This window comes from Streptomyces sp. NPDC014864 (assembly GCF_043081525.1).
Classification (GTDB): domain Bacteria; phylum Actinomycetota; class Actinomycetes; order Streptomycetales; family Streptomycetaceae; genus Streptomyces.
On the sequence record NZ_JBIBWT010000008.1, the window covers coordinates 150,158 to 165,753 of the forward strand.

The following is a 15,596-nucleotide window of genomic DNA, read 5'->3' on the forward strand; positions in this document are numbered from 1 at the left end:
GCCGCCCCATGCGGATTTCAGATCCTCACCGAAAGGTCACTTCCGTGTCATCCCCGACAACCGGATCCCACAGCGTGGGAACGGGTGCCCCGCTCGCACCCCAGACGAAGATCAAGACCGTGATGACGGCCTGCATGCTGGCGATCTTCCTGGCCATGCTCGACGCGCAGATCATCGCCACCGCGCTGCCCCGCATCGTCGCCGACCTCGGCGGCCTCGACGTGTTCGCCTGGGTGACCACGGCGTACATCATCACCAGCAGCGTCACCACGCCGGTCTACGGCAAGCTCGGCGATCTCTTCGGCCGCAAGAAGGTCTTCCTGATCGCCATCGTGCTGTTCCTGGCCGGCTCGGCCGCCTCGGGCGCCGCGCAGTCCATGGAACAGCTCATCGTGTTCCGCGTCCTCCAAGGCCTCGGAGCCGGCGGCCTGTTCGTCTCCGTGCTCGCCATCATCGGCGAGCTGTTCAGCCCCCGCGAGGGCGCCAAGTACTTCAATCTCTTCGGCATCGTCTTCGCCGCGGCCGCCCTCGCCGGACCCGCGATCGGCGGACTGCTCACCGATCTGCTGAGCTGGCACTGGGTCTTCCTGATCAACCTGCCCATCGGGCTGGTGGTGTTCGGGATGATCGCCACCGGTCTGCATCTGCCGCCCAAGTCGCGGCGCGCGCACATCGACTACGCGGGATTCACCACCCTCAGCCTCGCCATCGTCTCGCTCACCCTCCTCGCCAGCTGGGGCGGGGTGAAGTACGACTGGACGTCGCCGCAGATCCTCGGGCTCGGCCTCGCCGCCGTCGTCATGGGCGTCCTGTTCGTGGCCGCCGAGCGGCGCGCCCCCGAACCGGTCATCCCGCTCCACCTGTTCCGCGACTCCACCTTCACCATCAGCGTCGTGGTCAGCCTCGCGGCCGGTGTCGTCTTCCTCGGCGCGGTCAACTTCCTCGCCCTGTACGTGCAGGTGGTCACCGGCGCCAGCCCCACCATGTCCGGCGTGGTGCTGCTGCCGATGATGTTCGGCCTGGTCGCCTCCTCGGTGGTCAGCGGCCGGGTCATCACCCAGACCGGGCGCTACAAGTGGTACCCGGTGCTCAGCATGGTCACCGGCATCGGCGGCGCGCTGCTGTTCGCCACCATGGACACCGGCACCCCGCGGCCCGTCGTCGTCGCCTACATGCTGCTGTTCGGCATCGCCGCCGGCCTCAACATGCAGGTCCTGACGATGGCCGCGCAGAACACCGCGCCGCGTGACGACATCGGCGCCGTCCACGCCACGGTGTCCTTCTCCCGTCAGCTCGGCAGCACGCTGGGCATCTCCGTCTTCGCCGCGATCTTCTACGACCGGCTGACCGAGGAACTCGCCAAGCGGGTGCCCGCCGGCGCGCTCCGCGGCGTCGACCACAACTCGCTCACCTCGCACGAGGTCCTCGACAAGCTCGCCGCCCCCGTGCGGGACGCGGTCGAGCAGTCCTACGTCACCGCGCTCACCCCGGTCTTCCTGGCCGCCGTGCCGGTGCTCCTGGTCGGCCTGGTCGTCGCCCTGCGGATGAGGAACCTGCCGCTCCGCTCGTGGGACCACCACGGAGGGGAGGAGAAGGCCCGGGAGCACCCCGCAGCCGAACACTGACCGCAACCCGGCCCCACTCCGGGCCACCCGGGACCGCCCTCCCGCGCCGGCGTCACCACACGCCCGCGGGAGGGCGGTCCGCGCGTCCCGACCCGTACGCGCCCGCGCCGTAGTCCGGTTCCGTACGCACCCCGCGCCGTACGCCGGTTCCGTACGCCTCCCGCGCCGAGCGCCGGCCCCGAGCGACCCGAGCGCGCCCCGCCGTGCACGCCGTCCCCAGCGCAGGCCTGCCGTACGCCCCTGCCGTACGCCTCCGTCGTACGCCCCTGCCGAGCGCGCCCCGGACGCTTCAGCGCTCTTCGAGCCCCCCTCGACACCCCGCGGCCATCGTCGGCAGCACCGCACCGTACGAAGACGCCGAGGGCGACCTGGAGGCTTGTGTGACGACGACCGAAGACCCCACCACGACGGCAGCGGCGGTCGACCCGGGGCCGCTGATCAAACTGACCATCGCGGACTGCGCCGCCAAGGTGCTGCACAGCGCCGTCGCGCTCGGTGTGTTCGGCGCGCTCGCCGACGGCCCCCGCGAGGCCGCGGAGGTGGCCCGGCGCACCGGTACGCACCACCGGATGCTCCCCGACTTCCTGGACGCCCTCGCCGGGCTCGGCCTGCTGGAGCGCACCGACGGCCGCTACCGCAACTCCGCCCTCGCGCAGACCTACCTGGTGCCCGACTCCGCCTCCTACCTCGGCGGCTTCATCGAGCTCACCAACGAGACCCTGTACGGGACCTGGGGCCGGCTCACCGAGGCGCTGCGCACCGGCGAACCCCAGCATCTCGACCCCGACAAGGGCGGGTTCGTGGGCGACCGGCACCAGGACCCCGCGAAGATGAAGCGGTTCCTCGCCGGCCTCGACGCCTACAGCGACCGGATGGGCGCCGAACTGGCCCGCCGCGTCGACTGGAGCCGGTACTCCTCCTTCACCGACCTGGGCGGCGCCCGCGGCAACCTCGCCGCCGTCCTGGTCCAGGCCCACCCCCACCTCACGGCGACCTGCTTCGACCTGGAGCGCACCCGCCCGCTGTTCACCGAGCACGTCCTGGGACTCGGCCTCGCCGACCGGATCGCCTTCGCCGGCGGCGACTTCTTCGCCGACCCGCTGCCCGCCTCGGACGTGGTCGTGCTCGGCCACATCCTGCACGGCTTCGACACCGAGCGGCGCGTCGAGTTGCTGCGCCGGGTCTTCGACGCGGTGCGCCCCGGTGGCACCGTGCTCGTCTACGACCGCATGATCGACGACGACCGCAGCGACCCCGAGCGGCTGCTGAGCAGCCTGCACATGAGGCTGGTCAGCCAGGACGGCTCCGAGTACCGGATCGCGGACTGCCACACCTGGCTGCGCGAGGCCGGCTTCACCGGCGCCGGCGCCGAGCCGCTGCTCGGCACCCACACCCTCGTCACGGCCCACAAGGAGGCAGCGGCATGAAGCAGGAGCAGACCCCCGTCCTCATCGTCGGCGGCGGCCTCACCGGCCTGTCCGCGGCCGTCTTCCTGGCCCGGCACGGCGTACGGGCCACCCTCGTGGAACGGCACGCCGACACCTCCACCCACCCCAAGGCCCGCGCGATCAACCCGCGAACCATGGAGCTGTACCGGGCGGTCGGCATGGAGGAGCGGGTGCGGGCAGGCCGGTCGCCCATCTCCGGCAACACCGACCTGGTGCACGTGGAGACCCTGGCCGGCAAGGAACGGGTGCGGATGCCGAACGCGTCCATCGAGGACATCGGCCGGATCAGCCCCGCCCAGTGGACGCTCATCGACCAGAACCAGCTCGAGCCCATCCTGCGCGCCCGCGCCGTGGAGGCGGGCGCCGACGTGCGCTTCCACACCCGGGTGGAGGCGGTCGAGGAGGACGCGGACGGCGTCCTGGTCCGGATCAGGGACCTCTCCACGGACACCGAGTCGGAGATCCGCAGCCGGTACGTGATCGCCGCCGACGGCAGCCGCAGCCCGCTGCGCGGGATGCTCGGCATCGGGGCGCACGGGCGCGGCACGATCACCAACCTGGTCAGCTTCTTCTTCGAGGCCGACCTCGACGAGGCGCTGCGCGGGCGGCGGATCATCGCCGCCTACGTCAACAACCCCGAGGTGCGCGGCACGATCATCCCCTTGGACAACGACCGCCGCTGGGTCATCAACGTCTCCTTCTTCCCCGACCGGGGGCAGAGCGCCGAGGACTTCACGGAGGAGCGCTGCATCGAGCTGGTCCGGGCGGCGGTGGGCGTGCCCGGCCTGCCGCTGAAGATCGAGTCGGTGGACATGCCGGCCTGGGACATCTCCGCCCGGCTCGCGGACCGCTTCGCCACCCGCCGGGTCTTCGTCGCCGGGGACGCCGCCCATGTCATGCCGCCCACCGGCGCGTTCGGCGCCAGCACCGGCATTCAGGACGTGTACAACCTGGCGTGGAAGCTGGCCCTGGTGCTGTCCGGCGCGGCGGGCCCGGGCCTGCTGGAGAGCTACGACGCGGAGCGGCGTCCGGTCGCCGAGGAGACCGTGCGGCAGGCGATGCTGCGGTTCGCGGTCCGCGAGGGCAAGCAGTACCACGAGGTCGCCGACGAACTGCTCAGCGAGACGACGATGACCTTCGGCTACTGCTACCGGTCCGGCGCCTTCGCCGCGGAGGAGGGCACCCCCGGCACGGTCGTCGAGGACCCGGAGCACCCGAGCGCCGCCCCCGGCACCCGGGCCCCGCACCTGGTCCTGGACGGCCCCGACGGACCCCTGCCCGTGGGCGACCTGTTCGGCGACGGGTTCACCCTGCTGGTCGACGAGGCGGCGGGGCCGTGGCCGGCCGCGGTCGAGCGCGAGGCCCAGGCCCTCGGCGTCTCCCTGAAGTCGGTGCGCATCGGGCCGGGGGGCCGCCTCGCCGACCGCGACGGCGAGTTCCGGCAGCGCTACGGCATCCTGCCCGGCGGCGCGGTGCTGGTCCGCCCGGACGGGTTCGTCGGCTGGCGGGTCACCGCGGGCCGCTCCGGCCCGGTCGACCGCTCGGCCGTCGCCGCCCTGCGCCACGTCCTGGACCGCGCCTAGAGAGCCCCGACCCGTACGGACGTCCGCGGTGTGCCCCCGCTCGGGAGCACACCGCGGACGTCGTGGTGAAAAGGCTCCTCACACCGAGGCGCGCCCCAGGATCCGGCCGAGGGCCGTCAGGAGCGCCTCTCCGGGCTTCGCCGGCAGGTCCCGCGAACGCCAGGCGACGAATCCGTCCGGCCGGACCAGCACCGCGCCGGACGCGCCCACCCCGTACCGGGTGAGGAAGCGCTCCACCGTCGCGCCCGGCTCCTGCGCCCCGACGCGGTGGAAGGAGACGCCGGCCGGCAGGGCGTCCGCCGCGCAGGCGCTCTCCCAGGCCGCGCCCTCGGGCCCGGCCAGCAGCCAGAACCCGCCGTCGAACAGGTCGTGCAGCGGCATCTCCTTGCCCGCCCTGACGACCGGCAGGTGCGGGGCCCGGGTGCCCGGGCGGCCGGAGGGGGCGGTCGGGTCCTCGACGGGGGCGCCGTCGTCGGGGCCGCCCTCGGGGATCACGGCGCCGGAGCGGTAGACATGGCCGAAGAGCACGGTGGTCTCCGGGCGGTGCCGGGCCGCGGCCGCCTCGTCCAGCCCGCTGCGCTGGAGGTAGCGGATCACCCCCTGGTCGACGGTGAACTCCGCGACCGGCGCCCGCTCCTGCTCGTAGCTGTCCAGCAGTTCGGGGGCCGCCTGCCCGCGCAGGACGAGGGCGAGCTTCCACGCCAGGTTGTGCGCGTCCTGGACGCCCATGTTGCCGCCGAAGCCGCCGGTGGGCGGCATGACGTGCGCGCAGTCCCCGGCCAGCAGCACCCGGCCGGAGCGGAAGCGGTCGGCCACCCAGGCGGCGATCTCCCAGCTCGTCGCCGACTCGATCCGCACCGGGAGGTCCGGCACCCCGACAGCCGCCCGCACCAGTTCGACGCACTCCTGCGTCCCGTACTCCTGGTGCCGGGCCCCGGGCGGCAGGCTGGGCGCCAGGACCCACCGGTCGGAGCCGTCGCCGCCGAGCTTGCCGAGCACGCCCTTGACCCGGTCGTTGTTCACGAAGCAGAGGAAGAAGGTCCGGCCCGCGACGTACGGGTCGAGGTCGGCGTGGAAGACGACGTTCATCTGCCGGCCGAAGACGCCCTGCCCGTGCCGGCCGATGCCGAGCGAGGAGCGCACCGGCGCCCGGAACCCGTCCGCGGCCACCAGGTACTGGGCCCGCACGGTGTACTCGGCGGGCCTGCCGTCGCCCCCCGGTCCGCGCAGTACGGCGGTGACACCGTCGTCGTCCTGGGTGAACCCGGTCATCTCCGTGCCGAACCGGAGGTCGGCGCCGAGCTCCACGGCGTGGTCGCGCAGCACCGGCTCGAAGCGGTCCTGGCCGATCAGGGTCCAGCCGGTGCCGCCCACGTCGTTCGGGTCGTGGCGGAACGGGCCGTCGAACCGGCCCAGTTCGGGCCCGGCGAGCGACTCGGCCTGCAGCACGTCGCCGTAGTGCGCGTGCGGGTTCTCGTTGGCGCGTACGGCGTCCTCCAGGCCCAGCGCGCGCATCAGCTCCATGGTGCGCGGACTGGCCGCCTGGGCGCGCGGGTGCGCCGAGATCTCCGCGTGCCGCTCGACCAGCAGCGGCCGGATGCCCTGCCGGGCCAGGAACAGGGCCTGGGCCAGCCCCACCATGCTGCCGCCCACGATCAGAACGTCGGTCGTCTCTTCTGCCATACCGGCTCCCGGACAGGTGCGTGTGCTCGGACAGTTGGCCCGATGCAACCTCCGCCCCCTCGAAGGGGGCTCGTGGCCGGTGCGAACCGGTCACCCGGGACACAGGGCGATCCCAGGCGGATTCGAGTGGTGCCCGAGGCGCGGCTGACAGTTTCGAGTCGCCCGAGCCCGACCGACATGTGCGACTGGCACGCCTAGGAGGACCGGAACCATGGTGGAGGCGTTGAGTGTGCTGGTGCTGCTGGGCACCGGCCTGGTGGCGGGGGTGCTGTTCGCGGTCGCGCTGAGCGTGGTGCCCGCGCTGATCGCGATGACCCCCGAGCGGTACGTGGACACCCACCGGCTGCTCGGCCGGCGCTACGACCGGATCATGCCCTTCATCGTCACCGGCTCCACCGCCGTCGACGTGGGCTTCGCGATCCGCGCCTCCGGCATTCCCCGGCTGCTGTTCGCGCTGGCGGCCCTGTGCATGGCCGGCGTCGCGGTCGTGTCGCAGACCCGGAACGTCCCCATGAACCGGAGGGTCAAGCAGACCCGGCCGGAGGACCTGGGACCCGGCTGGCGGGACCCGCGCCCGGCCTGGCGGGACTGGCACCTGGTGCGCACCTGCTGCGCGGTCGCGGGCTGCGCGCTGACGGCGGCGGCGGTGGTGCTGTCGTGAGCGCCGAGATCGTGCGGGACCTGCCCGAGGGCGACGAACGGGCCGCCGCCGACGCCCGGATGCGGGACCTGCTCGGCCGCCCGAACCCGGGGCCGCTCGCCGAGCGGATCGCGCTGCTGCACTTCACCGGCCGGCGCACGGGTCGGCCGTACACGGTGCCGGCCGGGGTGCACACGCTCGGCGGCGATCTGGTCGTGGCCACCGGCAGCGGCTGGCGGCACAACTTCCAGGGCGGCGCGAGGGGGGCGCTGACCTGGCGCGGCCGGAACGTCCCGGCGCGCTTCGCGCTGGTGACCGACGTGGAGCGCACCGCCCGCGGCTATCTGGAGCTGTACCGCAGGTACGGGGAGGCGGCACCGCGCCGGCTGGGCATCGCGGTGCGCGGCGGGGAAGCGCCCGACCTCGGCGCGTTCCGCGAGGCGGTGGTGCGCCGCGGCCTGTCCCTCGTGACCGTCGAGACGGCGGGGACCGGCGACGCGCCCGCCGCCACGGCCGGGCCCGGCGCACCGGAAGCATCCGAGACAGCGAACGAGAGGACGCCACGATGAGCGGACTGGCCGGCTGGGTGGACTTCGAACGGGACCTGGTGCCCGAGGCGCCCACCGTGCGCGCCATGGCGGACACCCTGGCCCACCGCGGGCCCGACGGCCCGGGGGAGTGGATCGAGGGGCACGCGGCGCTGGCCCACCGGCGGCTCGCGCTGCTCGACCGCGCGCACGGGCGGCAGCCCGCGGTCGCCGCGTCCGCGTCCGGGCAGCCGCTGGCGGTGCTCGTGCTCGACGGGGCGATCACCAACGAGCCCGAGCTGCGGCGCGAACTGGCCGCCCGGGGCCACCGGTTCACCGGCCGCGGGGACGCCGAGGTGGCGGTGCACGCCTTCCTGGAGTGGGGCACGGACTTCCCGGCGCGGCTGGAGGGGCTGTTCGCCCTGGCCGTGTGGGACGTCGTCCGGCAGGAGCTCCACCTGGTCCGCGACCGGCTCGGGGTCAAGCCGCTGGCGTACTTCCTGACCCCGTCGGGCGTGCTGTTCGGCTCCGAGCCCAAGGCGCTGCTGGCCCACCCGGCGGTGCGGCCGCTGGTGGACGCCGACGGGCTGCGCGAACTGTTCGCGCACAGCCGGAAGCCGGGCACGGGCGTGTTCCACGGCATGTGCGAGGTGCTGCCGGGCCATGTGCTGACCGTCCGGCACAGCGGCACCGGCCGGCGGCGCTACTGGTCGCTGCCCGCGCGGCGGCACGAGGACACCCCGCAGGCCACCGTGGCCACCGTGCGCCGGCTGCTCGGCGAGGCGGTGGCCACGCATCTGCGGGCCGACGTCCGGGTCGGCGCGATGCTCTCCGGAGGCATCGACTCCAGCGCCCTGACCGCGCTCGCCGCCCGCGCGGTCACCGCCTCGGGCGCCGGCCGCCTGAGGTCGTTCTCGGTCAACTTCACCGGCTACGCGGAGAACTTCGAGCCGCACCCCACGATGCGCGCCACCCCCGACGCGCCCTACGCGGCGCTGGCGGCGGAGCACATCGGCACCGAGCACACCGAGATCCTGCTGGACACCGCGGCGCTGGCCGACCCGGAGGTGCACGCCGCCGCCCTGCGCTGCCAGGACACGCCCTCCCCGCTCGGCGACATGGACGTCTCGCTGCTGCTCTTCTTCGAGGCGCTGCGCGGCGCCGGGGTCAGCGCGGTGCTCTCCGGGGAGACAGCGGACGAGGTGTTCAACGGCTACTTCTGGTCGTACGACCCCCGGCACAGCAACTCGACGACCTTCCCCTGGATCTCCTTCGAGCGCGGCCACGACGCCGCCGCCGGCGGGCTCGGCTGCTCCCTGGTGGACCACTCGCTGCGCCGCGAGCTGAACTTCATGGAGTACGCGGACCAGCACTACCGGGACGCGCTGGCCGAGGTGCCGCACGTGGAGGGCGAGAGCCCGGCGGAGCGCCGGGCCCGGGAGATCACGTACCTGGCGCTGACCCGGTGGGCGCCGACCCATCTGGACCGGGCGGACCGGATGAGCATGGCGCACGGGGTGCAGCTGCGCCCGCCGTTCTGCGACCGGGCCCTGGTGGAGTACGTGTACAACGTGCCGGCCGAGCTGAAGCGGGTGAACGGGCAGGAGAAGAGCCTGTTGCGGTCCGCCGTGGCGGATCTGCTGCCGCGGCGGGTCCTGGAGCGGCCCAAGAGCGCCTACCCGACCGTGCAGGAGGCGGCGTACGGCGAGTTCGTGCGGCACCGGTTCGGCGAACTGGCCAAGGACACCGCGGCGCCGGTCGCACCGCTGCTGGACGCGCGGGCGACGAGCGCGGCCCTGGACGCCGCGGGCGCCCCCAGCGGGGCCTTCGCCTGGGTGGAGCGGGCCAGCATGGAGATGGTGCTCCAGCTCAACACCTGGCTGACCGAGTACGGGGTCGAGCTGCGGCTGTGAGCCCGGCGCGAAAGTTCCCGCCGGGGAGAGACATGTGCCACTTGTCACGCATGTGTGAGATGGAATAAGGTGCGGGAAGTCATACAGTTTTGCCGGGCGTCCTCCCGGGCGTCCGGCCCCGCGAATTTGATCCGCGCCCGTTTTCCGCCTCCCCCGGCGAAGTTTGTTGAAGCATTAGTTTTCTGCGTTTCACATAGCCCGCACGGCTCCGCAAAAGACCATGTAATTGTCCGAATATCGGCGCTTGTTATGTGTCATGGCGGCGTTTCGCCAATGACGCTTTGGTGTAGGAAGGTGAACAGCCGACACGATTGCCGGACTACTGCGCCAGCCGGCGGCCGGCGCAGACCAGGCGGCAACATCAGGGGGAACGTAGTGATAGAGATCGGTCTGCTGGGCTCGATGCGAGTCTGCAGGGACGGGGACGATGTGACGCCGTCGGCCCCGAAACTGCGTCAAGTGCTGGCCCTGCTGGTGCTCAATGCCAACTCGCTGGTCAGCGTCGACCAGCTGTGCGAGGAACTGTGGGAGGACCACCCACCTTTCAGCGCGCTGACCACCCTGCAAACCTACATTTATCAACTGCGCCGCAGGTTGCTCCTGGCCACCGGGCAGCACGGCGCTCCGTTCGGATCCCGGCCGCCCCACGGCTTCCCGGCCCTGCTCACCCGGGTCGGCGGGTACGAACTGCGCCTGCACGACAAGCAGTCGGTCGACGCCTACCGCTTCGAGCTCCTCGTCGAACGCGGCAAGGCCCATCAGCGCGGCGGAGCGCACGAGGAGGCGGCCCGCACCCTCAAGGAGGCACTCGGCGTCTGGCGGGGGCCGGCCCTGGTCGACGTCAGCTCCGGACGCCGTCTGTCGGCCTGGTCGACCCAGCTCGAGGAGCGGCGCAAGAACGTCCAGGAACAACGTTTCGCCCTCGAACTCGAACTCGGCCGCCACCAGGTCGTCCTGGACGAGCTCGCGGAGGCGTTCGGCGCCCACCCGACCCATGAGGCCTTCGCCGGACAGCTGATGCGGGCCCTGCACCGCTGCGGCCGCCGGCCCGACGCCCTCGAGGTCTTCCGCACCCTGCGCGGCCACCTCGTCGACGAACTCGGCCTGGAGCCCTCGCTCCAGCTCCAGCGGCTGCACCAGGAGGTCCTCGCCGACCGGGGGGCGCTCCCGTCGGCTTCCGGCCGGACCAGGGCCGGCTCCACCGCCGCGCCCGGGCCACGGCCGGCCTCGCCCCGGCCAGCGCAACTTCCGCACGACATCGGCGACTTCGTCGGCCGCGAGCACCAACTGGCCCAGCTGGAGGCCTTCCTCGGCGGAGACCGGGCCGGCACCGGAATGCGGGTGGTGGAGGTGCACGGCCCGCCCGGGGTGGGCAAGAGCGCCTTCGCGATCCGCGCCGCGCACCGGCTGCGGCCGCACTTCCCGGACGGGCAGCTCTTCATCGACCTGTCCACGGTCGGTGACGGCACGGAACAGCTCACCGACGTGCTGTCCGCGGCCCTCGGCGCCTGCGGGATCGGACGGGAGAAGCAGCCGTCCGGCCTGGACGAGCTCAGCCGCCTCTTCCGCAGCTGGACCGCCGACCGCCGGGTGCTGGTGGTGGTCGACGACGTGCTCGCCGCCTCCCAGCTGCGCGCCGTGATGCCCGGCGGCGCGGGCTGCGCGGTGATCGCCACCAACCGCTACCGGGCGCACAGCCTGTCCACCGGACGCAAGGTCGTCCTGTCCGCCCTCTCCGACACGGAGTCCCTCCAGCTCTACAACAAGGTCGCCCAGGACCGCTCCCAGCGGGAGGACCGGGCCGCCGTGAAGGAACTGATCCGGATGTGCGAGGGGCTGCCGCTGGCGGTGCGGGCGGTGGCCGGGCGGCTGGCGGCCCGGCCGGGCTGGTCGGCCGGGCGCCTGGTCGACCGGTTGCGCACCAACCAGCGCCTGCTGCTGGAACTGCCGGCCGGCACCCAGTCGCTGATGAGCACGGTCGAGTCCAGCTACCGCCATCTGTCCGCCCCCTACCGGGAGTTGCTGCACCTCCTGCTCACCCGGAGCCAGCCGCGCTGGCACCTGGAGGAGGTGCGGGCCCTGCTGCCCGGACGCGCCGCCGACAGCGAGACGCTGCTGGAGTACCTGGTGGACGTCCACCTGGTGGAGGAGGTCCTGCCCCCGGGCGGTGAACCGGTGTACGCGGTGCCGGGACTCACCCGGCAGGCGCTGCTCCAGCTGCTGCCCGGCGGCCTGCAGAAGGGCGGCACGGTCCACGCCGGTCCCCCGGCCAACGTGGGGAACCGCCACGCCGGGCGGGTCACGCTGCTGAAGACCGCGGTGCCCCGCCGCTAGCACCCGTCCACCCGAGTCACCCCCACCCGACCCACGGCGCCACGCCACCCAGCGGCCCGTCGCACCCCAGGTGCGGCGGGCCGCACCGCTGCGCGGCCCCCTCCGCCCGGCCACCGCGCCTCCCCACCCGGCGACGGCCCCCGTCGGCCGGCCCCGGCCCCCTCCGCCCGGCCACCGTCCGCGCGCCGCCCCGTTGGTCACCGCGCCCTCCACCCGGGCGCCGCCCCCGCAGTCCAGCCACTGTCCGCGCGCCGCCCCCCGTCCGGCCACCGAGTCCTCCGTCCGGCCCCCGCTCGCGCCACCCCGCTAGCGCCCGCCGCCCGCGCGACGAGCGGTTCTCCAGGCGCCCTCCAGACTGCCTCGACCCGTTCCGAACAGGGTGAACGCAGAGGAGCCAAGCCCGGGAGGACACCGTGCACCGAACACTGATCGTGGCCAGGATGAGCCTTGCCGACGCCCAGGGCGTCGCCGAGGTCTTCGCCGATTCGGACAGCACCGAACTGCCGCACATGGTCGGTGTGTCGCGGCGGACCCTGTTCGCCTTCCACGACCTGTACTTCCACCTGGTCGAGGCCGACCAGGACATCGCGCCCAACCTCTACAAGGCGCGCAGCCACCCGCTCTACGGCGAGATCAACACCCGCCTGGGCCAGTTCATCTCGCCCTACGACCCGAACTGGCGCGAGCCCAAGGACGCCATGGCCGTCCCGTTCTACTCCTGGACGCCCGAGCAGGGCCCCGCCATCACCGCCCCGACCGCCGCGAACCTGGGCGGTGCCCGATGAGCGCCCCCGTCACCACCAAGGTCCACGCGGACACGGTCGCCGCCAACACCAAGCGCGGCGGCGACATCCGCGTCACCCTCAGCCCCCGCACGGTCGGCTGCACCTCCGGGTTCGGCGGGGTGCTGCGCCTCGCCCCCGGCGAGTACGTCACCGAGCACCTCCACCCGTACTCCGAGGAGTTCCTGCACGTCGTCCAGGGCCGTCTGGAGATGCGGCTGGACGGGGTCCCGGTGGAACTCGGCCCCGGCGACTCGCTGCTGGTGCCCATCGGCGTCCGGCACCGCCTGGTCAACACCGGGACCGTGCCCGCCGAGGTGGTCTTCCACCTCTCCCCGCTCGCGCCCCGCCCCGAGCTCGGCCACGTCGACACCGAGCAGCCGCTCGACGCCGCCGCCGGCAACCCGGACGTCGGGGAGGCCCGGTGACCCGCCCGCAGCGGCGCGCGGTCATCACCGGCGTGGGGGCCGTCGCCCCCGGCGGCCGCGGACGCGACGCCTACTGGGACCTGCTCACCGCCGGGCGCACCGCCACCCGCCGGATCAGCCTGTTCGACCCCGCCGGGTTCCGCTCCCAGGTGGCCGCCGAGTGCGACTTCGACCCGCTCGCCGCCGGGCTCACCCCGCAGGAGGCCCGCCGCATGGACCGGGCCGGCCAGTTCGCGGTGGTCGCCGCCCGCGAGGCCGTCGAGGACAGTGGACTCGACCTGGCCGCCGCCGACCCGGGCCGGATCGGCGTGAGCATCGGCAGCGCCGTCGGCTGCACCATGGGCCTGGAGGAGGAGTACGCCGTCCTCTCCGACGGCGGACGCGACTGGCTGGTCGACCACAGCTACGGCGTGCCCCACCTGTACGGCTACATGGTGCCCAGCACCCTCGCCGTCGAGGTCGCCCGGCAGGTCCACGCCGAGGGGCCGGTCGCGCTGATCTCCACCGGCTGCACCTCGGGCCTGGACGCCATCGGACACGGCGTCCAGCTGATCGAGGAGGGCTCCGTGGACGTGGTGCTCGCCGGCGCGACCGACGCCCCGCTGTCGCCGATCACCTCCGCCTGCTTCGACGCCATCAAGGCCACCACCCCCAACAAGGACGACCCCGAGCACGCCTCCCGCCCCTTCGACGGGCGGCGCGACGGCTTCGTCCTGGGCGAGGGCTCGGCGGTGATGGTGATCGAGGAGGCCGAGTCCGCGCGGCGCCGCGGCGCCACCGTGTACGCCGAGATCCTCGGCTTCGCCGGGCGCAGCAACGCCTTCCACATGACCGGACTCAAGCCGGACGGCCGGGAGATGGCCGAGGCCATCCGGGTCGCCCTCGACCGGGCCCGGCTCGACCCCGGCGACATCGACTACATCAACGCGCACGGCTCCGGCACCAAGCAGAACGACCGGCACGAGACCGCCGCGTTCAAGCGCAGTCTCGGTAGCCGTGCCCACGAGGTGCCCGTCAGCTCCATCAAGTCGATGATCGGGCACTCCCTCGGCGCGATCGGCTCCCTGGAGATCGCCGCGTGCGCCCTGGCGCTGCGCCACCAGGTCGTCCCGCCCACCGCCAACCTGGCCGTCCCCGACCCCGAGTGCGACCTGGACTACGTACCGGTGACGGCGCGGGAGCACCGTATGGACCGGGTGCTCAGCGTGGGCAGCGGCTTCGGTGGCTTCCAGACCGCGATGGTGCTCGGCCGGCCCGGTCGCACGCGGACCACGCCGCGCGCCGCCCGGAGTACCTCCCCGGCGCGGAAGGAGGCGGCATGAGCGCCTCCGGCATACGCCCCGGCCCGCGCGGCCGGGCCGTGGTCACCGGGCTCGGCGTGATCGCGCCGACCGGCATCGGCGCGGCCCGGCACTGGGAGTCCGTCCTCGCGGGCAAGAGCGGCCTCGGCCGGATCACCCGCTTCGACCCGACCGGCTACCCCGTCAGAATCGCCGGCGAGGTGCCGGGCTTCCGGGCCGGCGAGCAGATCCCGGGGCGGCTCGTCCCGCAGACCGACCGGTACACGCACTTCGCGCTGGCCGCCGCCGAGGCCGCCCTCGCGGACGCCGCCGCCGATCCGGCCGAGCTGCCCGAGTACGAGATGGCGGTGGTGACCGCGAGCTCCTCCGGCGGCACCGAGTTCGGCCAGCACGAGATGGAGAACCTCTACCAGCAGGGGTCCTCCTGGGTGGGCGCGTACCAGTCGATCGCCTGGTTCTACGCGGCCACCACCGGCCAGGTCTCCATCCGGCACGGGATGCGCGGCCCCTGCGGGGTGATCTGCTGCGAGCAGGCCGGCGGACTCGACGTCCTCGGCCAGTCCCGCCGGCTGCTGGACACCGGCTCCCGGCTGGTCCTCAGCGGCGGTACCGACGCCTCCCTCTGCCCGTACGGCCTGGTCGCCCAGCTCTCCTCGGGGCACCTGTCCACCGAGGACGACCCGGCCCGCGCCTACCTGCCCTTCGACGCCGCCGCTTCCGGCTTCGTCCCCGGCGAGGGCGGCGCCATGCTCGTGGTGGAGAGCCCGGCGTCGGCCCGCGCGCGCGGGGTGCCGCACTACGGCGAACTCCTCGGCTACGCGGCCGGCTTCGACCCGGCGGCCGACGCCCCGGACGCCGCCGCCACGGGCCGCCCCCGGCACACCGTGCTCACCTCCGTCGTCCGGCGGGCACTCGCCGACGCCCGGCTGGACCCCGCGGACATCGACGTGGTCTTCGCGGACGCCGCGGGGGTGCCCGCCGCCGACCTCGCCGAAGCCCGTGCGATCACCGAGGTGTTCGGCCCCCGCGGAGTGCCGGTGACCGCGCCGAAGACGCTCACCGGACGGCTGTACGCGGGCGGCGCCGCGCTGGACGTGGCGACCGCGCTTCTCGCGCTGACCGCCGGGGTCGTCCCGCACACCGCGGGCCTCGGGGCCGCCGCCGACGGCTGCGAGATCGACCTTGTGCTGCACCGCCCGCGCCCGACCGCTCTGCGCACCGCCCTGGTCCTGGCCCGCGGCCACGGCGGCTTCACCTCCGCGCTCATCGTCGGCGCGGGCGACCGCGACGACCCCAAGAAGTGACCGACGACCACTCCACGACGACCGGAAG

The 15,596-nt window shown here is 73.6% G+C and carries 12 protein-coding genes; 11 read left to right on the forward strand and 1 reads right to left on the reverse strand.

The window, feature by feature from the left end:
- Positions 1-44: 44 nt before the first annotated feature.
- The 3 genes from ACF1A5_RS16890 to ACF1A5_RS16900 all read left to right on the forward strand — a co-directional run bounded on the left by ACF1A5_RS16890 (position 45) and on the right by ACF1A5_RS16900 (position 4,656).
- Entirely contained in the window at positions 45-1,625 is a 1,581-nt protein-coding gene (locus tag ACF1A5_RS16890; RefSeq protein ID WP_392193625.1) for an MDR family MFS transporter, read from the forward strand.
- Between the two features lie 380 nt (positions 1,626-2,005).
- Positions 2,006-3,052: a methyltransferase gene (locus ACF1A5_RS16895; protein WP_392193626.1), complete on the forward strand. Its 1,047-nt coding sequence runs from the start codon at positions 2,006-2,008 to the stop codon at positions 3,050-3,052.
- The gene (locus ACF1A5_RS16900; protein ID WP_392193627.1) at positions 3,049-4,656 is read left to right on the forward strand and encodes an FAD-dependent oxidoreductase; all 1,608 of its coding nucleotides are present in this window, start codon (positions 3,049-3,051) and stop codon (positions 4,654-4,656) included. Before ACF1A5_RS16895 ends, ACF1A5_RS16900 begins: the two co-directional genes overlap by 4 nt.
- Before the next feature lie 78 nt (positions 4,657-4,734).
- Here the strand turns inward: ACF1A5_RS16900 and ACF1A5_RS16905 are convergent, their stop codons facing one another.
- Positions 4,735-6,339, reverse strand: coding sequence for an FAD-dependent monooxygenase (locus ACF1A5_RS16905; RefSeq protein WP_392193628.1), 1,605 nt, complete (start codon positions 6,337-6,339; stop codon positions 4,735-4,737).
- 211 nt (positions 6,340-6,550) lie between these two features.
- On the opposite strand from ACF1A5_RS16905, the gene ACF1A5_RS16910 reads away from it, so the two are divergent.
- From ACF1A5_RS16910 to ACF1A5_RS16945, 8 genes are all read left to right on the forward strand, one after another.
- Positions 6,551-7,000 (forward strand): DUF1772 domain-containing protein, encoded by a 450-nt coding sequence (locus ACF1A5_RS16910; RefSeq protein ID WP_392193629.1) that lies wholly within the window; start codon positions 6,551-6,553, stop codon positions 6,998-7,000.
- Complete coding sequence (locus tag ACF1A5_RS16915; protein ID WP_392193630.1) at positions 6,997-7,548, forward strand: hypothetical protein; 552 nt, start codon at positions 6,997-6,999, stop codon at positions 7,546-7,548. The genes ACF1A5_RS16910 and ACF1A5_RS16915 overlap by 4 nt, the downstream gene beginning before the upstream one ends.
- Complete coding sequence (gene asnB / locus ACF1A5_RS16920; protein WP_392193631.1) at positions 7,545-9,419, forward strand: asparagine synthase (glutamine-hydrolyzing); 1,875 nt, start codon at positions 7,545-7,547, stop codon at positions 9,417-9,419. The genes ACF1A5_RS16915 and asnB overlap by 4 nt, the downstream gene beginning before the upstream one ends.
- A 375-nt stretch (positions 9,420-9,794) precedes the next feature.
- Entirely contained in the window at positions 9,795-11,753 is a 1,959-nt protein-coding gene (locus ACF1A5_RS16925) for a BTAD domain-containing putative transcriptional regulator (RefSeq protein WP_392193632.1), read from the forward strand.
- Positions 11,754-12,166: 413 nt separating this feature from the next.
- Positions 12,167-12,538: a TcmI family type II polyketide cyclase gene (locus ACF1A5_RS16930; RefSeq protein WP_392193633.1), complete on the forward strand. Its 372-nt coding sequence runs from the start codon at positions 12,167-12,169 to the stop codon at positions 12,536-12,538.
- Entirely contained in the window at positions 12,535-12,963 is a 429-nt protein-coding gene (locus ACF1A5_RS16935) for a cupin domain-containing protein (protein WP_356194449.1), read from the forward strand. The genes ACF1A5_RS16930 and ACF1A5_RS16935 overlap by 4 nt, the downstream gene beginning before the upstream one ends.
- Positions 12,960-14,285 carry a beta-ketoacyl-[acyl-carrier-protein] synthase family protein gene (locus ACF1A5_RS16940; protein ID WP_392193634.1) on the forward strand — a complete coding sequence of 442 codons (1,326 nt, stop codon included), beginning with the start codon at positions 12,960-12,962 and terminating at the stop codon, positions 14,283-14,285. Before ACF1A5_RS16935 ends, ACF1A5_RS16940 begins: the two co-directional genes overlap by 4 nt.
- Positions 14,282-15,568, forward strand: coding sequence for a ketosynthase chain-length factor (locus ACF1A5_RS16945; RefSeq protein ID WP_392193635.1), 1,287 nt, complete (start codon positions 14,282-14,284; stop codon positions 15,566-15,568). The genes ACF1A5_RS16940 and ACF1A5_RS16945 overlap by 4 nt, the downstream gene beginning before the upstream one ends.
- The last annotated feature ends 28 nt before the right edge of the window (positions 15,569-15,596 follow it).

Coding starts and splice junctions, on each gene's coding strand:
- ACF1A5_RS16900 (WP_392193627.1), top strand. CDS start 3,049: ATGAAGCAGGAGCAGACCCCCGTCCTCATCGTCGGCGGCGGCCTCACC.
- ACF1A5_RS16905 (WP_392193628.1), bottom strand. CDS start 6,339: ATGGCAGAAGAGACGACCGACGTTCTGATCGTGGGCGGCAGCATGGTG.
- ACF1A5_RS16910 (WP_392193629.1), top strand. CDS start 6,551: ATGGTGGAGGCGTTGAGTGTGCTGGTGCTGCTGGGCACCGGCCTGGTG.
- asnB (WP_392193631.1), top strand. CDS start 7,545: ATGAGCGGACTGGCCGGCTGGGTGGACTTCGAACGGGACCTGGTGCCC.
- ACF1A5_RS16935 (WP_356194449.1), top strand. CDS start 12,535: ATGAGCGCCCCCGTCACCACCAAGGTCCACGCGGACACGGTCGCCGCC.
- ACF1A5_RS16945 (WP_392193635.1), top strand. CDS start 14,282: ATGAGCGCCTCCGGCATACGCCCCGGCCCGCGCGGCCGGGCCGTGGTC.